We start from the raw sequence: 23,160 nt of genomic DNA on the forward strand, positions 1-23,160 counted from the left end.
AGCTGCCGCAGTGTTCTCGAAGATATCTCGGCGGGCAACAGGAATTTTGGCGGCGCGGTACGGCAGGCCTGCCGGTGGTTCCGGCGAGCCTGCCGCATCATGTGCCTCAGCCGGCGGCGAAAGGTACGGCGACGAAGATCTGCGCGTCGCCACGGTCGACCAGAAGCAGCACCGACTTCCGGCCCGACTTGCCGGCCTCGGCGATCGCCTGGTTGGCTTGCCTTGCGTTGCGCACTGGCAACTGGTCGACGGCGACGATGACATCGCCCGGCTGCAGGCCGGCATTGGACGCCGCCTTGTCCGGATTGACCCGCTCGACCACGGCGCCACGCTGGTTGGCCGCCAGGTTCAGCTCCTCGCGGATATCGGGCGTGAGGTCGGTCAGGCCGAGGCCGAGCGAGGGCACGCGCAGCGCCTGGCCGGCCGAGGGCCTTTGATTGTCGCCCTCGGTGGAGGCCGTCTTCACATCGTCACTGTTGCGGCCGACATCGGCGGAGATCTGCACGGTCTTGCCACCGCGCCAGACATCGAGCGTTTCCTTCGCGCCGGGCGCGACATCGGCGACGGCACGCGACAGGTCCTTGGGGTCCTTGATCGGCACTCCGGCGAAGCTGGTGATGACATCACCAGTTTTGATCCCGGCCTTTGCCGCCGGCGATCCCTGAGTGACGTCGGAAACCAGCGCGCCGCCGGGATGGTCGAGGCCGACGGCGCCGGCCACATCCGGCGTCACCGGCTGGATCTGCACGCCGAGATAGCCATATTCGATGTTGCCGCCCTTCATCAGCTTGGCGACGACCTTCTGCGCCTGGTCCGACGGAATGGCGAAGCCGACGCCGACGCTGCCGCCGTTCGGTGAAAAGATCGCCGTGTTGATGCCGACGACATTGCCGCTGACATCGACCAGCGGGCCGCCGGAATTGCCGTGGTTGATCGGCGCGTCGATCTGGATGAAATCATCGAAAGGCCCGCTGTCGAGGTCGCGGCCGCGTGCCGAAACGATGCCTGCTGTGACCGTGGTGCCGATGCCGAACGGGTTGCCGAAGGCGAGTATCTGGTCGCCCGGCATGAGTTTGTCGGAATCGCCCCATTTGACGGTCGGCAAAGGCTTGCCGGACTTGACCTTGAGCACCGCGAGGTCGTTCTTGGCGTCGCGGCCGACCAACGTGGCGGGAAGCTCGGTGCCGTCGTCGAGCGTTACCTTGATCGACGTGGCGCCGTCGACGACATGGTTGTTGGTCACGATGGTGCCGTCGGCGCCGACGATGAAGCCGGAGCCGAGGGCCTCAGTGCGCTGTGCCTGTTGCTGCGGCGGCGTTTTCGGCATGGGTATGCCCTGATCACCAAAAAACTGGCGGAATTGTTCGTCGAAAGGCGAGCCGCCGCCGTCGAAGGGAGACTCCTCGCCCATGGTTTGCGGCTGTGCCTTCATCACCGTGGTGACCGTCACTACCGCCGGCTTGTCGGTCGCCACGATCGGAGCGAACGAGCCGTTGGGCGCCGTTATGCCGGCAACAGGGGTCTGGGTCGTCGCAACGGCGTTGCTGGCACTTTCGGCGAAAGACACGACGAAGGGGGATATGATCAGCGCAGCGCCCAGCAAGGCCGCGACGCGATGTCTGCGAAGGATGTCTGACATGGTCGTTTGTCCGGGCGAGAGGTGATCCGGCGCCGTGGCCGTTCGCGGGGAAATCAGCCATCCGGCGTGTCGACGGTCGCGGTTGCCCGTCTCGCCTGGCATGGCAGCGGACCGGATCGACAACCCTGCATCTAGGGCAGAGATCGGCCCGATTTAGGGTTTTTGCGCTATCTTACGAAGATTTAATATCCGGGGCTGCGCCTGGCCAAGATCAAACCCCACCGGCCCGCCTGAGATAGGCGGTGGCGATCTCGCGCATCCGATTGCCGTCGAAGCTCGGCCCATGGCCGCCATGGCCGAGCCGAACGGGCAGATCGAGCAGCCTGCGCATGGTGTGGCGATAGTCGGAGCGCGACGAGTCCGGCAGGTCGTCCATCAGCATGGAATCGTAGATGGCGTCGCCGGCAAAGAACAGGCCATCGGCCTCATCGAACAGCGCGATCGAGTCCGGCGAATGTCCGGGAAGATGCAGCACGCGGAACTGCCGGTCGCCGAGATCGACGATGTCGCCCTCGTCCAGCGTGCGCGTCAACGGTGCCGGCGGGATCTTGTAATCGGCCGCCGTCCAGCCCGGTGCCGGCAGTTTCGAGACGGCGCCGTCGAGATTGTTGAACATGTAGGCGTAGGTCACCGCCTCGTTCATGGTCTCGAAATGTTCGGCACTGTGCTTCGGCCCGGCCCGCAGCGGAAACTCGTGCAGCGAGCCGACGTGATCGAGATGGATGTGGGTGGCCACAACGATCAGCGGCTTGCCCTTAGGCGTGTCGATCTGCGGCGCCAGTGGGCAAATGCCCATGCCGGTGTCGACAAGAAGGTCGGCATCGCGGCCTTTGAGGTGCCAGATGTTGGCGCGCACGAAATCGTGCACGAACGGCTCGGTCAGCATCGTTGTATTGGCATCGATGACGGTCTTGCCGAACCAGTCGCCGACGACACGCTCACCCATGAAACCGCCGCCCACGACGGGCCCGTCAGACGAATGGCTTTCCGACCTTGTATTTTTCCGGCACCAGCCGCTTCAAATAGGCCATGCCGGCCTCCGACAGCTGGTTGACGTCGGGCTTCATGAAATCGTCCGGCATATGGCGCGTCTTGCCGGCGACGTTCTTCAGCGGCACCTTCTTCAGTACCGTTTTGCTGCCGTCATATTGCAACGCCACCGAGCCGCCGCCTTCTCCGGCAACCGCAACCGCGAACGCGCCGGCATCGAAGGCCTCCTGCGCGTCGACGGCGCTGATCGCGCCGATATAGCCGCGCGGCATATAGCCCAATGCGTCGACACGGGCGCGCTTGCCCGGCAGGCCTTCGGCTAGCGCCCGTTCGAGCGCCGCCGGCAGGTCGCTGCCCGACAGTTTGACGTTGCCATGGGCATCGCGCTCGAGCTTGTCCGGCGGCACCAGGCTTTCGACCAGCGCCTTGCCGTCGGCGGTGCTGACGCCCTCGGAGACGGCGACGATGCAGCGCTTGTGGCGGTCGAGCGAGGCGCGCACGTCGTCGATGAAGCCGGCGGCCGAGAACGGTCGCTCCGGCACGTAGACCAGATGCGGGCCGCTGTCGGGATCGAGCTGCCAGGCGGCAGCAGCGGCGGTGAGGAAGCCGGCATGGCGGCCCATGACGATGCCGACATAGATGCCGGGCAGCGCGCGGAAATCGAGATCGACGGACAGGAAGGCGCCAGCAACGAATTCGGCCGCCGAGATGAAGCCCGGCGTGTGGTCGTTTTCCTCGAGATCATTGTCGATGGTCTTTGGCGCATGGACGAAGGCAATGCTGCCGCCGGCGGCGTCGGTCAGGATCTGCTGCGTACCCGACGTGTCGTTGCCGCCGATATAGATGAAGGCGTCAGCGCCGGCCTTCTTCAGGCCGTTGAGGATGACCTCGCAATAGGCCGCATCCGGCTTGTCGCGCGTCGAGCCGAGGGCGGCACTCGGCGTACCGGCGATCAGTCGCAGACGATCCTCGGGGATAGCGGAGAGGTCGACATAGTTGCCGTCACGAATGCCGCGCACGCCGTGGATCGAGCCCAGCACCTTGGCGCCGGGATGGCGCTTGCGGATTTCCAGCGTGGCGCCGACGACCGTCTGGTTGATGACGGCGGTCGGGCCGCCACCCTGCGCGATAACAAACGTTCCAGCCATGCTTGATGTCTCCCGGCGTGATGGTTTTCAAGGCACCTTGGCCTAGCTTGCCGCATCGCGCAACGGGAGTTTCCAGCGGGGCTAACACGCCGCAGAGGGATCAGACAACGACGACCGGGTTCTTCTTGGAAACGCGGCTGTAGAGGTCGATGATGTCCTGGTTGATCAGGCGCACGCAGCCCGACGACATCGCCTGGCCGATGCTTGCCCATTCCGGCGAACCGTGGATGCGGTAGCCGGTGTCCTTGCCGTCCTGGTAGATGTAGAGGGCGCGGGCACCGAGCGGATTGGTGAGGCCACCGGGCTGGCCGTCTTGCCACTTCACCAGTTCCGGCTTGCGCTGGATCATTTCCGGCGGCGGCGTCCAGACCGGCCATTCCTTGCCGTACTGGATGTTGGCGCGGCCCGACCAGCGGAAGCCGTCCTTGCCGATGCCGACGCCGTAGCGGATGGCGTCGCCGCCCTCCTGCACGAGATAGAGCTTACGCTCCTGCAGATGGACGACAATGGTGCCGGGCGCCTCGCCGGTCTCGTTGACGACGATCTGGCGGCGGAACTCCGGCTTGACCTTCTGATAGGGCACGGCCGGCACTTGGAAACCGCCATCGGTGAGCGCGGCGTACATGACGTCGGGGCCGGTGATGTTCTTGTCGACGCTGATCGCCGGGCGGATCGGTCGCACCGAGCCGGTGACCGTATCGTCCAGCTGCAATTGGGGCAGTTCGAGCGTCGAGGTGCTGCAGCCGGCCATGCCGAGCAGCGCCATGGCGCCGGCGCCTGACAGGACGAAGCGGCGGGAATAGAGATTTTCGGTTTCGATTGCGTCGCCATTTACAGGCGGCGTCACATTCTGCGGCAACTCACGCATGCACCCAAACCCTACACTGTCGGCGGGAAACACGGTCCGGCCGGATAGCAGGCAGTTTCGCCAAACATGGTTGAAAAAGGGTGAAGGTCTCACGATCGGTCTTAACCCTGTGCCGCCGTTAGCCGCAACGGCCGCGCGAAATGGCACGCCGCGCATTTTTTCAGATGGCTCTTTACATTCCCCCGGACCCGAGGATTTATCCTTTTCTTTGCGCTCAAGGAGACAAAGATGTCGTTCGAAAACTGGGCCGCCTTCGCCGCCGCCTCCACCGTCCTGCTGATCATTCCCGGCCCGACCATTCTTCTGGTCGTGTCCTATGCGCTGGGCCAGGGCTGGCGCACCGCCTTGCCGATGGCCGTCGGCGTGGCGCTGGGCGACTTCACCGCCATGACATTGTCGATGCTTGGCATCGGCGCGCTGCTGGCGGCTTCGGCAACCGTGTTCACCATCCTGAAGCTTATCGGCGCCTGCTATCTGATCTATCTCGGCATTAAACTGTTTCGTGCCGGCGGCGCTCTGAAAGCCGAGCCGCGCACCGACGCCGTCTCGGCCGCCAAGATGATGGCGCATGCCTGGCTGGTCACCGCGCTCAACCCGAAAAGCATCACCTTCTTCGTCGCCTTCCTGCCGCAGTTTCTCAACCGGGAAGCTGATTTCTGGCCGCAGATGCTGATTTTCGAGACGACCTTCCTGGCGCTCGCCTTCGCCAATGCCTTCGGCTACGCGCTGATTGCGGCACGCGCCCGCAACGTCGTGCGCAACCCCAAGGCAATCCGCATCTTCAACCGCACCGGCGGCACGCTGCTGGTCGGCGCGGGGATCGCCACGGTGGCAATGCGCTCGGGGAATTAGGTAGGATTACCAAGGCCGACGGTCGAGACTGGATTCGCCCACTGCGAAAGTCGGCGCCGCCCCTCATCTGGCTGCCGCCATCTTCTCCCCGTGAACGGGGAGAAGGACGCTGTCACCACAGATTTCGCCAATCACCAACGTTGCAGGATAAGCGGCGAGGTAGCGGCCAGCTTCTTTCTCCCCGTTCACGGCAGGGGAATCGCATATGGCGATTTTAGGCTTGAAGTTGGTTTGAGAAGGGATTCTTTGGGAAGGCAGTCTTAGCGAAGGAGCGACTGCCATTTCCAGCCTTGAGAGCTATTTCGGCGCGGTGCCTGATCCGCGCAGCCAACGCCACGCACCGGCTTGGCGACCTGATCGTGATGATGATCGCGGCAAGCCTGTGTGGCGCGACCAACGCGACTGAGTTTTCATTGTTCGCGCAAGAGCGCAAACAGGCGCTGTCGCGTTTGGCTGACACGGCTTTCGTCGCGATAAAGCAACTGTTTCCTCCGTATCCCGCAAACAACTGTCCGCAGGCTTGTTCTTCCGGTGCCGCATCGCGTCCCTCTCGATTCGCGATTTCAAGCTCCCCGCCGGGCGCCGCAATGAAGACACAATCCGCCAGATTTTACAAAGCCTATTCTGTGCCTCATGGTTGATGAACTGCGAAACTAGTTGAACTGGACTCCGGTATTGATTGGTCCAGACTTCGCTTGGCGCGCCCGCCGCCGATGCTCTAGGATCGGCGCGCAGCTGGAATTTTATGATCACCGGAGGGCCGACATGGCAGTCAGGGACGCATTCGGCCTGACCTTATCAGGCGCGACGGAGGCCGGCTTCACGCCCTACAGCCAGGCCGTCCGCGAATTGCAATGCTTCATCGGCGACCCCGTCGCTTCCGTCGATCGCGCCATTGCGGCCGACCCGGGCTTCGTCATGGCGCATGTGTTCAAGGGCTACCTGTTCGGCCTCGCCACCGAGCGCGAGGCAACGGCGATGGCCAAGGCATGCCACGAAGCTGCGCTGCCGCTTGCCGCGACAGCGCGCGAGCAGGCGCATGTGGCTGCCCTTGGCCATCTTGCCGCCGGCCGCTGGCACGAAGCCTCGCGCTTGCTCGAAGATATCGCCATCGACTTCCCGCTCGACGCGGTGGCACTGCAGACCGGGCACCAGATCGACTTCTTCACCGGCAACGCCCGCATGCTGCGCGACCGCATCGGCCGCGCCCTGCCGTCATGGCAAAAGGACATGCCTGGATACCACGCCATGCTCGGTATGCAGGCGTTCGGGCTGGAAGAGATGGGCGACTATGCACAGGCCGAGAAGTTTGGTCGCACCGCGGTCGCCATCGAGCCGCGCGACGGCTGGGGCCAACATGCCGTCGCTCACGTCATGGAGATGCAAAGCCGGCAAAGGGATGGCATCGTCTGGATGCGCGCCAATCCCGAAGCGTGGGCAAAAGAGAGCTTCCTGCAGGTGCACAATTGGTGGCATTTGGCGCTGTTCCACTACGATCTCGGCGAGACCGGCGAAGTGCTTGACCTCTATGACGGGCCGATCTACGGCACCCCGTCGGCGATGGCGCTCAATATGGTCGATGCCTCGGCAATCCTGTGGCGGCTTCATCTCGGTGGCGTCGATGTCGGCGACCGCTGGATAGCGCTCGCCGCCAACTGGCCCAAGGTCGGTGCCGGCAATTACGCCTTCAACGACGCCCATGCGATGATGGCCTTCGTCGGAGCAGGGCTCGAAGCGCCCGCCAAGACCTTGCTCGAGGCGCAGCAAGCGGCGATGCGCGGCAGTGACGACAACGCTGCCTTCACCAGGGATGTCGGCCATCCGTTGACGCTGGCGATCAAGGCCTTTGGCGAGGGCAATTACAACGAGACGGTGCGCCTGATCCGTCCCATCCGTGCCATAGCTTATCGCTTCGGCGGCAGCCATGCCCAGCGCGACGTCATCGACCTGACGCTGATCGAAGCGGCGTTGCGCGCCGGCGGCACGGCACTTGCACGGGCCTTGACGGCCGAGCGTCAACTGGCCCGGCCGGACAGTCCGCTGTCGGCGCTCTTTTCGCGGCGCGCCGCAGATTTGTCAGAGAATTGACCCGCAGCGGATCTTGTTTTAAAAACTGGCCGAGCCAGATTTTTTCGGGACCCGAAAAAATTAATGGCGATGGGAGGACTGCATGTATCTCGGCCTCGATCTCGGCACGTCGGGCGTCAAGGCGCTGCTGATCGATGCCGGGCAAACCGTCATCGGCTCCGGCCATGCTTCGCTTGACGTATCGCGGCCGCACCCCGGCTGGTCCGAGCAGAACCCCGCCGACTGGGTCCGCGCCTGCGAGACCGCCATTGCCGAGTTGAAAGCCTCGCATCCCAAAGAGCTTGCCGCGGTCAAAGGCATCGGCCTCTCCGGCCATATGCATGGCGCCACCTTGCTCGACGCCGCCGACCAGGTGCTGCGCCCCTGTATCCTGTGGAACGACACGCGCAGCCACGCCGAGGCGGCAGCACTCGACGCCGATCCGCGCTTCCGCAAGCTGACCGGCAACATCGTCTTCCCCGGCTTCACCGCGCCGAAACTCGCCTGGGTGAAGAACAACGAGCCCGCCGTCTTCGCCAAGGTGGTGAAGGTGCTTTTGCCCAAGGACTTCCTGCGATTCTGGCTAACCGGCGAGCATATGTCGGAAATGTCCGACTCGGCCGGCACCTCCTGGCTCGATGTCGGCAAGCGGCGTTGGTCAGCGGAATTGCTGGCAGCGACATCGCTCGACGAGACGCAGATGCCGTCGCTGGTCGAAGGCACGGAAAGGGCCGGAGCCTTGCGCGCCGAACTGGCCGCAAGCTGGGGCATGACATCAGGCGTCCCGGTTGCCGGCGGCGCCGGCGACAATGCGGCGTCCGCCTGCGGCATGGGCACCGTCGGCGCCGGCCATGCCTTTGTGTCGCTGGGCACATCCGGCGTGCTGTTTGCCGCCAACGCGTCCTATCTGCCTAATCCGGCCAGCGCGGTGCACACCTTCTGCCACGCGCTGCCCAACACCTGGCACCAGATGGGCGTCATCCTGTCGGCGACGGATTCGCTCAATTGGCTGTCGGAGATATCAGGCAAGAAAGCCGGCGAGTTGACCGCCGAACTCGGCGAGACGCTGAAGGCGCCGAGCGGGGTGTCGTTCCTGCCCTACCTCTCGGGCGAGCGGACGCCGCACAATGATTCCGCTATTCGCGGCGCCTTCACCGGGCTGGCGCATGAATCCAGCCGCGCGGTGTTGACACAAGCGGTGCTTGAGGGCGTTGCCTTCGCCTTCCGCGACAGTCTCGAAGCTTTGAAGACGGCCGGCACTACGCTGACGCGGGTGACCGCGATCGGCGGCGGCTCGCGCTCGCGCTACTGGCTGAAGGCGATCGCCACCGCGCTGCAGATGCCGGTGGATATTCCGGCAGACGGCGATTTCGGCGCCGCCTTTGGGGCGGCAAGGCTTGGGCTGATCGCGGCGACGGGGGCTGATCCGCTCAGCGTCTGCACGGCGCCGAGGACGGATGCGACGATCGAACCGGAGTCCGCCTTGGGCGGCGCCTATGCCGATGCCTATCAGCGCTACCGGGCGCTCTATCCGGCGATCAAGGACGCCACGGCGTGAGTAGGCGCGAGGCACCCCCCTCTGCCCTGCCGGGCATCTCCCCCTCAAGGGGGGAGATCGGCAGGCTTAGCAATGCCTCATCTCTTTCCACGTTGGTCGTTGGCGAAGGTCCGCGTGACAGCCAATCTCCCCCCTTGAGGGGGAGATGGCCGGCAGGCCAGAGGGGGGCGGCTCGCACCCCTCCTCATCAGTTAACCTCACTGCGCCGGCACCTTGTCCAGAAATCCGGTGACGCTCTTCAGGCGGCCGTTCTCGATGATGCCGATATCGGTGCCTTCGATAACCGATGGAATGCCTTCCGGCCCGAGGTTCCACGAGAAGCGGATCGTGTCGGCGAACCCGTCCGGCTTGCCCTTCAGCGAGAACCGGAAGCCGGCAAAGCGCTGCTGCACGCCATCGATGAGCGCGGCAACACCGGCATGGCCGTCGCCCTGCATCAGCGGATCGCGGTAGCTGACGTCTTCGGTGAACGTCGCCCTGAGCAATTCGGTGCGGCGACCCGCATCGGCCTCGTTCCAGGCGGTGATGTAGTTTTGGGCGATCGTGTTGAGGTCGGTCATGGTCTGTCTCCTTGGTTGAGTGGCTTTGACATGACCCTTTTCGATCAGCGCCGGCGTGAAACCAATTACGCCTGAGGTAATGGCGGCAGAACTTTGTGAGAGGACAGAAATCATGAGCAGCGGATTTTTCGGCGACATCCAGAAGATCAAGTATGAAGGACCGGATTCGACCAATCCGCTGGCCTACCGGTTCTACAACCCCGACGAGGTCGTCGCCGGCAAGCGGCTGGAAGAACATCTGCGCTTTGCTGTCGCCTACTGGCATTCCTTCGCCTGGCCGGGCGGCGACCCCTTCGGCGGCCAGACTTTCGACCGTCCCTGGTTCCCCAAGGCGGGCGGCGTCGACACGATGGAACTGGCCAAGCTCAAGGCAGACGTCGCCTTCGAGATGTTCTCGCTGCTCGGCGCGCCCTATTTCTGCTTCCACGACGCCGATGTGCGGCCCGAGGGCAAGGATTTTTCCGAAAGTGCGGCGCGGCTCGACGAGATCGCCGACTATTTCGCCGCCAAGATGAAGAAGACCGGCGTCAAGCTGCTCTGGGGCACGGCGAACCTGTTCTCCAACCGCCGCTTCATGTCGGGTGCCGCCACCAATCCCGATCCGGATGTCTTTGCCTATGCGGCGGCGACGGTGAAAAGCTGCATCGACGTCACCAAGCGGCTGAAGGGCGAGAACTATGTGCTGTGGGGGGGGCGCGAGGGCTATGAGACGCTGCTCAACACCGACCTTGCGCGCGAGCAGGAGCAGGCCGGCCGTTTCCTCAGCCTCGTCGTCGACTACAAGCACAAAATCGGTTTCAAGGGCACGATCCTGATCGAGCCGAAGCCGCAGGAGCCGACCAAGCACCAGTATGATTACGACGTCGCCACGGTCTACGGCTTCCTCAAGCGCTTCGGGCTGGAGAAAGAAGTAAAACTCAACATCGAGCAGGGCCACGCCATCCTCGCCGGCCATTCCTTCGAGCACGAGCTGGCGTTGGCCAATGCGCTCGGCGTCTTCGGCTCGATCGACATGAACCGCAACGACTACCAGTCCGGCTGGGACACCGACCAGTTCCCCAACAATGTGCCGGAGATGGCGCTGGCCTACTACCAGGTCCTGCAGGCCGGAGGCTTCAAGACCGGCGGCACCAATTTCGACGCCAAGCTGCGCCGCCAGTCGCTCGATCCGCAGGATCTGCTGATCGGCCATATTGGCGGCATGGATTCCTGCGCACGCGGCCTCAAAGCCGCGGCCCGCATGGTCGAGGACAAGGCGCTGTCAGGCCCGCTTGCCGAACGCTATGCCGGCTGGAATTCGGCCGAGGCCAAGGCGATGCTGTCGGGCAAGCGCTCGCTGGAGGATATCGCCGAGCGCGTTGTAAAGAAGAAGATCGAGCCGCAGCCGCGCTCCGGCCGCCAGGAGCTGCTGGAGAACATCGTCAACCGCTACGTCTGAAGGCGGAAAACCGATTCGCACTGCGTAAGGGGCGGCAGGATGAACACCCCTGCCGCCTTGGAATGCTTTGTGCGGCAGCCCTCTTCCGGCGACATGGTTTTGCCCTTTGTCGCCCCTCAATGACCTCGCTCTTGCCTTCAAACTGCCGTCACGTATCTCGTATAAGAGTGCCGTCGTGGCGGGTGAAAAGGAAGGAGGCGAACCGATGATGCAACACGAACGCGAAATCGACGCCCTACTCTCATCCGGTGAGACCGGATCGATCATCGACCGGCTGATGGCGTTGCCGAGGCCGACCGACAATGTGAAAAACGAATGGGATCGCGCTGTCAGCAGCCGCTTCGAAGTCCGGCTGGCGAGGCAGATGCGTTCGCAGATGGACGCCGGCGGCGATCGACAGAACGCCGCGTAGTCCCCTGGATATGATTATCGTCGGCGCAGCCTGACCGGGGCTTCGCCAAAAGCTCTTGAAAACGCTCTGGAAAATGCCGCGGCGGACGAGAACCCCGTCCGCCCGGCAATATCCGCCATGGCGATCCTCGTGTCGACCACCAGCCGCCGCGCCGCGCCCAGCCGCAGCCTGAGATAATAGGCGCCGGGCGTCTCGCCGATCGACTTGCGGAAAATGCTCTCCAATGTCCGCGCCGTCACCCCGGCGCGTTTTGCCACCGCATCGATGGTCAGCGGCTGGTCGACATGCGATTCCATCAGCCTGATCGCCTGCGCCAGACGCGGATCGTAGCCGTCGAGTCGGCCGAGCGAGACCAGCGGCTGCGCGTCGGTCGCGGCGCGGGCCTGGTCGTAGATGAACGAACTTGCCACATCCAGCGCCACGGCCATACCAAGCCGGGTGCGAATCAGGTGCAGCATCAGATCCAAGGTCGGCGACGCCCCGCCTGTGGTAAAGACCGGCCCGTCTATAATGTATCGGTCGGGGCGCACGTCGACGCCCGGGAAGGCGGACGAAAAATCCTCCATGTCCTCCCAGTGGGTGGTGGCGCTACGTCCTTCCAGCAAGCCGGCACGCGCCACCAGCCATGTGCCCGCCTCGACGCCGCCGCAGGCGCGGGCCGCCCGCGCCGCGCGGCGCAGGCCGGCGAGCAAGGCTGACGTGGCATAGTTCTGCGTACCGAAGCCCGCGACCACGACAAGGACATCGGTCGGTTCCGTCGCATCGAACCGGCCGCTGACCGCCACGGGCAGGCCGCACGTGGTGACCGGCGCCTCGCCGGTGACCGAGACCAGTTTGAAATCGAACAGCGTCTCGCCGACGATGCGGTTGGCGGCACGCAGCGGATCAACGGCGCATGCCACGCACATGATCGATGCTCCGGAAAACACCAGCAGCGTAACCTTGAGCGGCGACTGCTCGGAGCGAAAGATTGTCGTTTTTTCGTTTTTTATCATGCCACCTTCGTAAAGCGCAAAGCAGTCTGCCGCAAGTCGAGCAATGTTGTGCTCTGTTTTGACTGGGAGGAGAATTCCATGCCGCTTGCGATGAACCGTGAGGTTTTCATTACCTGTGCAGTAACCGGCTCCGGTGGTTCGCAGGACCGCTCGCCGCACGTGCCGCGCTCGCCCAAGCAGATCGCCGATTCGGCGATCGATGCGGCCAAGGCCGGCGCTGCGATCGTCCACTGCCATGTCCGCGACCCCGAAACCGGCAAGCCGCGCCGCGATGTGCATCTCTACCGCGAGGTGACCGAGCGCATCCGCGACGCCAATGTGGATGTGGTGCTCAACCTCACCGCCGGGATGGGCGGCGACATGGTGTTCGGTTCACCCGAAGCGCCGTTGCCGCTCAACGAAAAAGGCACCGACATGGGCGGCGCCACCAACCGCATGGAACATGTGCGCCAGTGCCTGCCGGAAATCTGCACGCTGGATTGCGGCACGATGAACTTCGCCGAAGCCGACTATGTCATGACCAACACGCCCGGCATGCTGCGCGCCATGGGCGGCATGATGACGGCGCTCGGCGTCAAGCCGGAGATCGAAGCCTTCGACACCGGCCATCTCTGGTTCGCCAAACAATTGGTCGAGGAAAAGGTGCTGAACCCCGATGCGCTGGTGCAGCTCTGCATGGGCGTGCCGTGGGGCGCGCCGGACGACCTCAACACCTTCATGGCGATGGTCAACAATGTGCCGTCGACCTGGAACTGGTCGGCCTTCGCCATCGGCCGCAACCAGATGGCCTATGCCGCAGCAGCGGTTCTGGCCGGCGGCAATGTCCGCGTCGGGCTCGAAGACAATCTCTGGCTCGACAAGGGTGTGCTGGCGACCAACGCGCAGCTGGTCGAGCGTGCCGCCAGCATCGTCACAAATCTCGGCGCCAGTATCCTTGGGCCGGAAGAAGTGCGCAAGAAGCTCAATCTGACGAAGCGCGCGCCAGTCTGAGCAAGGGTAGCCAGAAATCGGTTAAGGAGGAGCCGCCGATGAAGACCGTGAAGTTCACCGCCATGAAGGATGGCGACCGCGAGGATTACGCCTTCCTTACCGAGCACGAGATCGACTATGCGGCGAAGACCGGCGAACGGCTGCTCGACGCGCTGGTCCAGCTCGACGAGGGCCTGTCCGGCTACAAGATCACCCGGCTTGGCCATTCGCTGCAGGCGGCGACGCGCGCCTGGCGCGACGGCGCCGACACCGACTGGATCGCCTGCGCAATGCTGCACGACATCGGCGACATCTATGCGCCCTACAATCACGACGAATACGCGGCTTCGATCCTGAAACCCTTCGTGCGCGAGCAATGCACCTGGGTGGTGGAGAAACACGGCGACTTCCAGCGCCTCTACTTTGCTCATCATCTCGGCGGCAACCGCCATGCGCGCGACCGCTTCGCCGGCTATGCCTATTTCGACGATTGCGACCAGTTCTGCGAACGCTGGGACCAGTCGAGCTTCGACCCCGACTACGACACGCTGCCGGTCGAATTCTTCCGGCCCTTCGTGCTCGAAGTCTTTGCCCGCAAGGCCTACGACGCTTCCGTCATCCGCGCCGGCGAGCGTGTGCCTCTCATCGACCCTCAAACAGCCAAGACAAGAACCGGAGCCTGACCATGAGCGTCATCAACAAGGCGGCTGCCATTGGCGGCGGTGTCATCGGCGCCGGCTGGGTGGCGCGGCTGCTGCTCAACGGCATCGACGTGTCGATCTTCGATCCCGATCCGGAGGCGTCGCGCAAGGTCTCGGAAGTGATGAAGGGCGCGCGCCGCGCGTACAAGCAGATGGTTCCCGGCGGCTTGCCTAGGGAAGGCACGCTGACCTTCGCCAAGACCATCGCCGAGGCGGTGGCAGATGTCGATTTCATCCAGGAAAGCGTGCCGGAACGGCTCGACCTGAAACATCGCGTGCTGGCCGAGATCGATCTCTATGCGCCGGCCAACGCCATTGTCGGTTCGTCGACTTCCGGCATCAAGCCGACCGACATGCAGGTGGCGATGAAGAAGCATCCGGAGCGGCTGGTTGTCGGACATCCCTTCAACCCGGTCTATCTCTTGCCGCTGGTCGAGATCGTTGGCGGCGAGCAGACGTTCCCCGAGGCGATCGAAGTCGCGAAGGAAATCTATGCCTCGATCGGCATGAAGCCGGTGGTGATCCGCAAGGAGATCGAGGCCTTTGTCGGTGACCGCCTGCTGGAAGCGGCCTGGCGCGAGGCACTGTGGCTGATCAAGGACGGCATCTGCACGGTCGAGGAACTCGACGACATCATGCGCTATGGCTTCGGCCTGCGCTGGGCGCAGATGGGCATGTTCCAGGTCTACCGCGTTGCCGGCGGCGAAGCTGGCATGCGCCACTTCATGGCGCAGTTCGGGCCGTGCCTCAAATGGCCGTGGACCAAGCTGATGGACGTGCCGGAGTTCAACGACGAGCTGGTCGATCTGATCGCCACCCAGTCGGACGACCAGGCGCACGGCCTGTCGATCCGCGAACTGGAAAAGATCCGCGACGACAATCTGGTCGCGATCATGGATGCTTTGTCGAAGCAGAACAAAGGCAAGGGGTGGGGCGCCGGCGCCTTGCACAAGGACTATACCAAGCAGCTGGCCAAGCTGGCGGCGAAGAAGCCGGCCGCTTCCAAGGCCGCCGAAAAGGCCAAGGCGTCGAAGCCGGTGAAGAAAGCCGAGAAGCCAAAGAAAATGAAGAAGGGCTGAAGACCATGGATTTCGGGCTGTCGGAGGAACAGAAGCTCATCGTCGAGACGACGCGCGCCTTCGTCGAAAATGAGCTTTACCCGCATGAACGTGAGGTCGAGCGCACCGGCGTGCTGCGCCGCGAGCTGATCGAAGAGATCAAGGTCAAGGCGATCGAGGCCGGGCTCTACGCCGCCAACATGCCGGCCGATGTCGGTGGCGCCGGCCTCGATACGGTGACCTGGCTGCTCTACGAAAAGGAACTCGGCCGCGCCAATTACGCGCTGCACTGGACCTGCGTGGCGCGCCCCTCCAACATCCTTCTCGCCGGCACACCTGAGCAGCGCGAAAAGTATCTGTTCCCGTGTATCCGCGGTGAGAAGTGGGACTGCCTGGCGATGACCGAGCCGGGCGCCGGTTCCGATTTGCGCGGCATGAAGGCGTCTGCTGTGCAGGATGGCGATGACTGGGTGCTCAACGGCACCAAACATTTCATCAGCCACGCCGATCTTGCCGACTTTGCCATCGTCTTCATGGCCTCGGGCGAGGAAGAAACGCCGCGTGGCAAGCGCAAGAAGATCACCGCCTTCTTCGTCGACAAGGGCACAAAGGGTTTTGCGGTGCGCGACGGCTACCGCAACGTCTCGCATCGCGGCTACACCAACGCCATCCTCGAATTCGACGACTGCCGGCTGCCGGCGAGCCAGGTGTTGGGCGAAATGCACAAGGGCTTCGAGGTCGCCAATTCCTGGCTCGGAGCCACCCGCCTGCAGGTCGGCGCCACTTGTCTCGGCCGCGCCGAGCGGGCGCTCGGCCATGCCATCGAATATTCCGCGCAGCGCCAGCAGTTCGGCCAGCAGATCGGCAAGTTCCAGGGCGTGTCGTTCAAGCTCGCCGACATGGCCACCGAATTGAAGGCCGCCGACCTGATGGTGTTCGAAGCTGGCTGGAAGTACGATCAGGGCACCGTCACCGATCAGGACATGGCCATGGCCAAGCTGAAGGCTACCGAAATGCTCGCTTTCGTCGCCGACGAGGCGATCCAGATCCATGGCGGCATGGGGCTGATGGATGACCTCCCGCTGGAGCGCATCTGGCGCGACGCCCGCGTCGAGCGCATCTGGGAAGGCACTTCGGAGATTCAGCGCCACATCATTTCGCGGGCGCTGCTGCGCCCGTTCGGGGCATAGTGCATGTCGCCCAAAAGTGCGAAGCGGTTTTGGGAGAACGACATGCATCAAAACAAAGACTTAAAGAAAAGACGGGAAATATGCACAAGCTTGAACGTCTCCTGCGCCCAAAATCCATAGCCGTGTTCGGTGGGGCGCAGGCTGCTGCCGTCGTCGCGCAATCGATCAAGATGGGTTTTGCCGGCGAAATCTGGCCGGTGCACCCGACCAAGGACGAGGTCGCCGGCCGTAAGGCCTATCGTTCTGTTGCAGACCTTCCCGGTGCGCCCGACGCTGCCTTTGTCGGTGTCAACCGGCATCTGACCATCGAGGTGGTCAAGGCGCTGGCCGAGCGTGGCGCCGGCGGCGGCGTCTGCTTTGCCGCGGGCTTTCTCGAAACCGAGGCCTATGACGACGACGGCGAGCGGCTGCAGGCCGAACTGGTGGCTGCTGCCGGCCAGATGCCGATCATCGGGCCGAATTGCTATGGCTTGATCAACTACGCCGACGGCGCGCTGCTGTGGCCCGACCAGCATGGCGGCATCAGGCTGCCCGAAGGCGCCAAGGGCGTCGCCATCATCACCCAGTCCTCCAACATCGCCATCAACATGACGATGCAGAAGCGCGGCCTGCCGATCGCCTTTCTGATGACCGCGGGAAACCAGGCGCAGACCGGCCTGTCCGAAATGGCGCTCGGCCTGATCGAGGACGACCGCGTCACCTCGCTCGGCCTGCACATCGAGGCCTTCGATTCGGTAGCCGGCTTCGAGAAGCTGGCCGCACGAGCGCGCGAGCTGAAGAAGCCGATCATTGCCATGAAGGTCGGCCGCTCCGAACAGGCGAGGCAGGCAACGGTCTCGCACACCGCATCGCTCGCCGGCTCGGATGCCGCCTCAGGCGCCTTTCTTAGGCGGCTCGGCATTGCGCGCGTTGACTCCATCCCCGCCTTCATCGAGGCGCTGAAGCTGCTGCATGTCACCGGGCCGCTGCCCGGCTACAGGCTGTCGTCGATGAGCTGCTCGGGCGGCGAAGCCTCGGTGATGGCCGACAGCGCCGAGGGCCGCTGGGTCAATTTCCCGGAGCTCACGAGCAAGCACCGCGCCCATGTCAAATCGACGCTCGGGCCGCTGGTCGCTGTCGCCAATCCGTTGGACTACCACACCTTCATCTGGAACAACGAGCCGGCGATGACCGCCACCTTCACCGCCATGGTGTCGGGTGGCTTCGACCTCAGCATGCTGGTGCTCGACTTTCCGCGCCCGGATCGCTGCTCGGTCACCGACTGGTGGGCGACGCTGCGCGCCTTCGAATCGGCGCTGAAGACCAACACTGCGCATGGCGCGATCGTCTCGTCGCTGCCGGAGAACCTGCCGGAGGAATACACCGCCGAGCTGATGGCGCGCGGCATGGTGCCGTTGTTCGGCATCTCCGAGGCCATGGACGCCGCGGGTGCCGCAGCCTTCATCGGCTGGGCCTGGGCCGAGCCGCAGGCGCAGCCCATCGACACGTCGGCCGCGGGCGCTTCCGAAGGCGGCCATGTGACGCCTGACGAGGCCGAAGCCAAGGAGCGGCTGATCAAGGCCGGCTTGCCGGTGCCAAAGGGCGAACGGGCCGCCAATGCGGTCGAGGCCGTCATCTCGTCGATGGCGCTCGGCTTCCCGGTGGCGCTGAAAGYGCTCGGCGTCACCCACAAGTCGGAAGTCGGCGCCGTCAGGCTGAGCCTCAAGGACGCCGAATCCGTCAGCACGGCGGCGCATGATCTGCTGCCACTCGGCACCGGGCTCTATGTCGAGCGCATGGTGCGCGACGGCGTCGCCGAGCTGATCGTCGGTTTCACCCGCGACCCGATGTTCGGCGCCGTGATGACGCTGGGCACCGGCGGCGTGCTGGTCGAGCTGCTGCGCGACAGCGTCACCCTGATGCTGCCGGCAACGCGTGACGACATTGAGGCCGCTCTGCGCCGCCTGAAACTGTTCCCGTTGCTCGAGGGCTATCGTGGCCGGCCGAAAGCCGATGTCGCGGCTGCCATCGAGGCCATCGCGGGCATTGCCGACTTCGTGCAGAAGAATGCCGGCGAGATCGAGGAACTCGACATCAACCCGCTGATCGTCTGCGCCGAGGGCAAGGGCGCCTGGATCGCCGACGCGCTGCTGGTGCTGGGAGACAAGAAGAATGTCTGACGTTATTTCGACCCGCCGCGAAGGCACCATCCTCGAGGTCACGCTCGACCGGCCGAAGGCCAACGCCATCGACCTCAAGACCTCGCGGCTGATGGGCGAAACGTTCAAGGCGTTCCGCGACGATCCGGAGCTTCGCGTCGCCATCGTCAAGACCGCCGGCGACAAGTTCTTCTGCGCCGGCTGGGATTTGAAAGCCGCCGCCGGTGGCGATGCCGTCGACGGCGACTATGGCGTTGGCGGTTTTGCCGGCCTGCAGGAGCTGCGCGACATGAACAAGCCGGTCATCGCCTGCGTCAACGGCATGGCGGTCGGCGGCGGCTTCGAACTGGCGCTGTCCTGCGACCTCATCGTCGCTTCCGACCATTCCTCCTTCGCGCTGCCCGAGATCCGTGCCGGCACGCTGGCCGACGCCGCGACGATCAAATTGCCCAAGCGCATTCCCTATCACGTCGCCATGGACCTTCTCCTCACCGGCCGCTGGATGGATGTCGCCGAGGCGCATCGCTGGGGCCTAGTCAACGAAGTGCTGCCCAAGGAAAAGCTCGAGGACCGCGTCTGGGAGATCGCCCGCCTGCTCGCCAGCGGCCCGCCTCTGGTGTTCGCGGCGATCAAGGAGACGGCGCGGGTGGCCGAGGCGCTGACCTTCCAGGACGCGATGAACCGCGTGACGCGGAGGCAATTGGCGACCGTCGATGCGCTTTATGGCTCGGAGGACAACATGGAAGGGTTCCGCGCATTCGCCGAGAAGCGCGATCCGGTGTGGAAGGGGAAGTAGCCTCTTTACCCTCCCCTCGATGGGGAGGGTCGGACCGAAGGTCCGGGGTGGGGTGATGCGCCGCGCGGCCCACCCCCCCCCCAAAACCCTCATCGACGCCGAGACCTGGGCCTTCATCGAACGGACGAATTCCTATTATCCGCCCGACACGATCGACTACACCATTGCCCAGCAGCGCGCGATCTATGACCGGATGTGTCGTGAGTTCTTTGCCGGCTATCCCGATGGTGTGACGGCGGAAACGACAATCATTGCGGCGCATGACATCCCGATCCGCATCTATCGCAGCAGCGCTACCCCTAACAAGGCGGCGATGGTGCTCTACGTCCATGGTGGCGGCTTCATCCTCGGCGGGCTCGACAGCCACGACGATGTCTGCGCCGAGCTTTGCGCTCGCACTGGCTTCGAGGTGGTCTCCGTGGGCTACCGCCTGGCGCCGGAGCATCCGCACCCCGCCGCCTTCGACGATGCGCTGCATGCCTTCGAATGGGCGGCCAAAACCTACGATCAACCTGTCCTGCTCTGCGGCGACAGCGCCGGTGGCAATCTCTGCGCCGCCGTCGCCCACGCGACGCGCGGTCACGCCAAAAGGCCGGTCGGTCAGGTGTTGATCTATGCCGGCCTTTTCGGCGACCGGTCGAAGGGCTCCTATGTGACGCATGCCGAGGCACCGATGCTGACGGTGCGCGATATCGAGTTCTATAAGCACATCCGCACCGGTGGTGTGGATCGGACCGGCGACATCACCTTGTCGCCGCTGGCCGACGCCGATTTCACCAACCTGCCGCCGACAGTGCTGATCACCGCTGAGTGCGACCCGCTGTCATCCGACGGCGAGGCCTATCGCGACCGCATCCTTGCCGCCGGCGGCCATGCCACCTGGTTCGAAGAGCCAGGACTGGTGCACGGCTATCTCCGGGCCAGGCACACGGTCGGCCGTGCCCGAGCCTCGTTCAGTCGCATCGTCGAGGCGGTCTCGGTGCTTGGCAGAGGCGAGTGGATCTGGTGAACGGCTCAGCCGCGAACAAAGGCGATCAGCGCCTCGGCCATGCGATCGTTGAACTCCTGGCGAAAGCGGTTTTTCTTCAGCCATTCCGGATTTGAGCCGACGGTCTTGTTGGCGTCGACGACAATGCCTTTGCCGTCGACGATGAAATAGTCGATGGCGCCGAAATCCAGATTGAGCCTTTGCCGCACCGCCAGCACCTCCGGCGGGACGGCGCCGCCCACCTCATTGCTTAGTATTTTTGAGCCGGCGCACAACACATCATCAAAGACCTGCCGCATGTTGATCTCGGCGCCAAGCAGGAACATGTAGCGATGCTTGACGATGGGCAGGTCGAGTGTATCGAAGGCGAATTTCTCGACCATCAGGCGATCGTTGCGCCATACATCCGGCGGAACCTCCGCGATCGTCTGGTAGACCTGATAAGGTGGGCACAGGCGTTCCTTGTAGCCGGGGTCGAAGAGCTTGCGGATGGCGTGAGCGCTCCGGGTCAAGCCGTTGCGGTGCTGCCACCAGCGCTGCTCTGGCCGGCCCCTGGAGTTGAGGACAGTCTTGACGATAACCGGCCCCTTGTGGCTGTCGCCGGCCTCCAGCTTCAGCGTCGAATAGAGGTACCTGTGGATGGACAGCGCGCGGCCATTGATCGTGCGCTCGTAGCGTTGGCCGATGTCACGGTAGGGTGGCGGGACCACGGTCAGGTCGATGTGCAATAGGGCCGCCGTCGCCCGATCATGGCGGGCGGGCCGATCGAGCAGGCGCACCGTCAATCCGGCCTGTTCCAGGTAGGGCAGCAGCTGCGCGATGCTGTAGCCCCGCACAAGGCGGAAATTGCGCAGGCTTTCCACATAGACATCGAGATCGGCCGCCACGAGCCGCTATTCCTTGATATCGACGCCCGAGAAATCATGGTGATCAAACGGGTCCATGACATAGCCGGTCACCCGTTCTCGCATCGGTATCGAGACCACGGAGTGGGCGATGACGATCCACGGCATCTGCTCCCTGAAGATCGCTTGCGCTTGCGCATAGAGTTTCGCGCGGGCAGCGGGGTCGACGATCCCGGCCGCCTGCTTGAGCAAATTGTCGAAGGCGGGGAAACACCAGTTGGCGCGATTGGTGGTGCCGACGCCGGCGCAGCCAAGCGGCACCGACAGGAAATTGTCGGGGTCGCCATTGTCGCCGGTGAAGCCGAACAACATGGCGCCGTCGCGGTCGCGTGCCTTTGAGCGGGCGAGGTATTCCGTCCACTCATAGGTGACGATGTCGACGCTGACACCGATCTTTGCCAGGTCCGACTGGATCATCTCAGCCATGCGCTGCGCATTCGGGTTGTACGGACGCTGCACCGGCATGGCCCAGATCTTCATGTGCAGGTCCTTGATGCCGGCATCGGCGAGCGCCTGCCTGGCGGCGGCGGGGTCGAAGACATGATCGGGGCTCGTCTTGTCATAGGCCCAGGAGGTCGGCGGCAGCGGATTGCGTGCGACTTTACCGGTGCCTCGGAACACGACATCGACCAGCGCCTGGGTGTCGATGGCCATGGCGATCGCCTTTCTCACCCTCGGATCGTCGAAGGGCTTCTGCAAGGTGTTGAAGGCGAGGTATCCAGTGTTGAGGCCCTCCTGCCGCATGATTTTGATGCCGGGCGTCGCCTCGATCGCCTCCAGGTCGGCCGGATTTGGATAGGGCATGAGATCGCATTCGCCGGCGCGCAGTCTTTCCATGCGAATGCTGGCATCGGCGGTAATGGCAAAGACGAGATCGTCGATCTTCGGTTTGCCGCGCCAGTAGTCCGGATTGGCCTTGTAGCGGATGACCGCATCCTGCTGATAGTCGACAAGCTGGAACGGACCCGTCCCGACCGGCTTCAGCGCCAGATCGAGCAGCCGCTTCTCGGTGACGAGCTTGTCGGCATATTCCTTGGACACGATCGAAGCAAAATCCAACGCCAGATCGGCAAGCATCGGCGAATGCGGCGCCTTCAGCGTCATCACGACCGTGTAGTCGTCAAGCTTGCGCCAGCCGGCGACGAGACCCGGCATGCCAATGCCGTCGAAGTAGATGTACTGGCGTTTGGCATAAGTGTTGAACGGATTCTGCGCATTGCCCTGCCGGTCGAAGGTAAACAGCACATCGTCGGCGTTGAAGCCGCGGCTCGGCGTAAAGCCCTCGATGCTGTGAAATTTCACGCCATGCCGCAGGTGGAATGTGTAGGTGAGACCGTCGTCGGAAATCTCCCAGCGTTCGGCAAGGCCGGGGCGCACCTTGGTGGTGCCGGGCTCGAACTCGACGATGCGGTTGTAGAGCGCGGTGGCCGAGGCGTCGCGCGCGCCGGAGGCAAGTGCGGGATCGAACGTGTCCGGACTGACCTCGGTGCAGTAGACCAAGGTCTTGGCTACGGACTGATGAACCGGCAACGCACATAGAAAAAGCGCGGCCAGCAACAGAACGAAATGCCTGCGTGTCATGGTACCCCCCCAGGGTTGGGAAGACGCTAGCAGAAGGCGGCACTGACGGTAAGTAAGCCGGCCAGTTCTTTCGCGCCAGGCTGGTTTCCATTCTGAGTTGCCTGACACAAAGAGCCGTTCGCCACTTCTGTGAAATGGCAAACAGACCCAGCCGCCGTTTTGCATGAACCTTTCCGTTCCAGCCTGCGACTGACGACCAGGCGCCGCATGGTGCGGGGCCGGAAAGGACGCCCCCAATGACCAGGACCCTAGAGGCTCCACGGTCTCCGGGACCAACGCAAGCTCAGCGCGACCACCGCCTTCGGGA

General features: G+C 63.9%; 21 protein-coding genes. 13 read left to right on the forward strand and 8 right to left on the reverse strand.

The genetic code is table 11. The features are described 5' to 3' along the window. Positions 1 to 106: 106 nt before the first annotated feature. From AC1DYO_RS01705 to AC1DYO_RS01720, 4 genes are all read right to left on the reverse strand, one after another. A complete protein-coding gene (locus AC1DYO_RS01705) occupies positions 107 to 1,639 on the reverse strand; it encodes a DegQ family serine endoprotease (RefSeq protein ID WP_477259681.1) in 1,533 nt (510 codons plus the stop codon). Between the two features lie 211 nt (positions 1,640 to 1,850). Continuing rightward, positions 1,851 to 2,585, reverse strand: a complete 735-nt coding sequence (locus tag AC1DYO_RS01710) for an MBL fold metallo-hydrolase (protein ID WP_477259683.1) — start codon at positions 2,583 to 2,585, stop codon at positions 1,851 to 1,853. Between the two features lie 25 nt (positions 2,586 to 2,610). Next, the gene (locus tag AC1DYO_RS01715) at positions 2,611 to 3,777 is read right to left on the reverse strand and encodes a diphosphate--fructose-6-phosphate 1-phosphotransferase (RefSeq protein WP_477259685.1); all 1,167 of its coding nucleotides are present in this window, start codon (positions 3,775 to 3,777) and stop codon (positions 2,611 to 2,613) included. 100 nt (positions 3,778 to 3,877) lie between these two features. Further along, positions 3,878 to 4,645, reverse strand: coding sequence for a L,D-transpeptidase (locus AC1DYO_RS01720; protein WP_477259687.1), 768 nt, complete (start codon positions 4,643 to 4,645; stop codon positions 3,878 to 3,880). Positions 4,646 to 4,873: 228 nt separating this feature from the next. On the opposite strand from AC1DYO_RS01720, the gene AC1DYO_RS01725 reads away from it, so the two are divergent. From AC1DYO_RS01725 to xylB, 4 genes are all read left to right on the forward strand, one after another. Beyond that, positions 4,874 to 5,497 (forward strand): LysE family translocator, encoded by a 624-nt coding sequence (locus AC1DYO_RS01725; protein WP_181056726.1) that lies wholly within the window; start codon positions 4,874 to 4,876, stop codon positions 5,495 to 5,497. Between the two features lie 290 nt (positions 5,498 to 5,787). After that, positions 5,788 to 6,138 carry a hypothetical protein gene (locus tag AC1DYO_RS01730; protein ID WP_477259689.1) on the forward strand — a complete coding sequence of 117 codons (351 nt, stop codon included), beginning with the start codon at positions 5,788 to 5,790 and terminating at the stop codon, positions 6,136 to 6,138. A gap of 124 nt (positions 6,139 to 6,262) precedes the next feature. Next, positions 6,263 to 7,585: a tetratricopeptide repeat protein gene (locus tag AC1DYO_RS01735; protein ID WP_477259691.1), complete on the forward strand. Its 1,323-nt coding sequence runs from the start codon at positions 6,263 to 6,265 to the stop codon at positions 7,583 to 7,585. Positions 7,586 to 7,667: 82 nt separating this feature from the next. Further along, complete coding sequence (xylB, locus tag AC1DYO_RS01740) at positions 7,668 to 9,122, forward strand: xylulokinase (protein WP_477259693.1); 1,455 nt, start codon at positions 7,668 to 7,670, stop codon at positions 9,120 to 9,122. 197 nt (positions 9,123 to 9,319) lie between these two features. Here xylB and AC1DYO_RS01745 read toward each other — a convergent pair whose 3' ends face one another. Beyond that, the gene (locus AC1DYO_RS01745; protein WP_477259695.1) at positions 9,320 to 9,682 is read right to left on the reverse strand and encodes a nuclear transport factor 2 family protein; all 363 of its coding nucleotides are present in this window, start codon (positions 9,680 to 9,682) and stop codon (positions 9,320 to 9,322) included. Positions 9,683 to 9,794: 112 nt separating this feature from the next. Here AC1DYO_RS01745 and xylA point away from each other — a divergent pair, with 112 nt between their 5' ends. Beyond that, positions 9,795 to 11,120 carry a xylose isomerase gene (gene xylA / locus AC1DYO_RS01750; RefSeq protein WP_477259697.1) on the forward strand — a complete coding sequence of 442 codons (1,326 nt, stop codon included), beginning with the start codon at positions 9,795 to 9,797 and terminating at the stop codon, positions 11,118 to 11,120. 205 nt (positions 11,121 to 11,325) lie between these two features. Continuing rightward, the gene (locus tag AC1DYO_RS01755) at positions 11,326 to 11,532 is read left to right on the forward strand and encodes a hypothetical protein (protein ID WP_477259699.1); all 207 of its coding nucleotides are present in this window, start codon (positions 11,326 to 11,328) and stop codon (positions 11,530 to 11,532) included. Between the two features lie 14 nt (positions 11,533 to 11,546). Here the strand turns inward: AC1DYO_RS01755 and AC1DYO_RS01760 are convergent, their stop codons facing one another. Beyond that, positions 11,547 to 12,527: a GlxA family transcriptional regulator gene (locus AC1DYO_RS01760; protein ID WP_477259701.1), complete on the reverse strand. Its 981-nt coding sequence runs from the start codon at positions 12,525 to 12,527 to the stop codon at positions 11,547 to 11,549. Between the two features lie 78 nt (positions 12,528 to 12,605). On the opposite strand from AC1DYO_RS01760, the gene bcoG reads away from it, so the two are divergent. The 7 genes from bcoG (at position 12,606) to AC1DYO_RS01795 (ending at position 20,388) form a co-directional block, all read left to right on the forward strand. After that, the gene (gene bcoG / locus AC1DYO_RS01765; RefSeq protein WP_477259703.1) at positions 12,606 to 13,517 is read left to right on the forward strand and encodes a 3-dehydrocarnitine:acetyl-CoA trimethylamine transferase BcoG; all 912 of its coding nucleotides are present in this window, start codon (positions 12,606 to 12,608) and stop codon (positions 13,515 to 13,517) included. 38 nt (positions 13,518 to 13,555) lie between these two features. Next, positions 13,556 to 14,179 carry an HD domain-containing protein gene (locus AC1DYO_RS01770; protein ID WP_477259705.1) on the forward strand — a complete coding sequence of 208 codons (624 nt, stop codon included), beginning with the start codon at positions 13,556 to 13,558 and terminating at the stop codon, positions 14,177 to 14,179. 2 nt (positions 14,180 to 14,181) lie between these two features. After that, positions 14,182 to 15,276 carry a carnitine 3-dehydrogenase gene (locus AC1DYO_RS01775; RefSeq protein ID WP_477259707.1) on the forward strand — a complete coding sequence of 365 codons (1,095 nt, stop codon included), beginning with the start codon at positions 14,182 to 14,184 and terminating at the stop codon, positions 15,274 to 15,276. Positions 15,277 to 15,281: 5 nt separating this feature from the next. After that, positions 15,282 to 16,445 (forward strand): acyl-CoA dehydrogenase family protein, encoded by a 1,164-nt coding sequence (locus AC1DYO_RS01780; RefSeq protein WP_477259709.1) that lies wholly within the window; start codon positions 15,282 to 15,284, stop codon positions 16,443 to 16,445. Positions 16,446 to 16,525: 80 nt separating this feature from the next. Then, entirely contained in the window at positions 16,526 to 18,604 is a 2,079-nt protein-coding gene (locus AC1DYO_RS01785; RefSeq protein WP_477259711.1) for an acetate--CoA ligase family protein, read from the forward strand. Then, positions 18,597 to 19,379 (forward strand): carnitinyl-CoA dehydratase, encoded by a 783-nt coding sequence (locus AC1DYO_RS01790; RefSeq protein ID WP_477259713.1) that lies wholly within the window; start codon positions 18,597 to 18,599, stop codon positions 19,377 to 19,379. The genes AC1DYO_RS01785 and AC1DYO_RS01790 overlap by 8 nt, the downstream gene beginning before the upstream one ends. Positions 19,380 to 19,434: 55 nt before the next feature. Next, positions 19,435 to 20,388: an alpha/beta hydrolase gene (locus tag AC1DYO_RS01795; RefSeq protein ID WP_477259715.1), complete on the forward strand. Its 954-nt coding sequence runs from the start codon at positions 19,435 to 19,437 to the stop codon at positions 20,386 to 20,388. A 5-nt stretch (positions 20,389 to 20,393) separates the two neighbouring features. Here the strand turns inward: AC1DYO_RS01795 and AC1DYO_RS01800 are convergent, their stop codons facing one another. Together AC1DYO_RS01800 and AC1DYO_RS01805 are read right to left on the reverse strand one after the other, a co-directional pair. Beyond that, the gene (locus AC1DYO_RS01800; protein ID WP_477259717.1) at positions 20,394 to 21,254 is read right to left on the reverse strand and encodes a hypothetical protein; all 861 of its coding nucleotides are present in this window, start codon (positions 21,252 to 21,254) and stop codon (positions 20,394 to 20,396) included. 6 nt (positions 21,255 to 21,260) lie between these two features. Further along, positions 21,261 to 22,853 (reverse strand): ABC transporter substrate-binding protein, encoded by a 1,593-nt coding sequence (locus AC1DYO_RS01805; protein ID WP_477259719.1) that lies wholly within the window; start codon positions 22,851 to 22,853, stop codon positions 21,261 to 21,263. Positions 22,854 to 23,160: the final 307 nt, after the last annotated feature.

The sequence above is a fragment of the Mesorhizobium sp. P2_F5 genome (assembly GCF_056403715.1).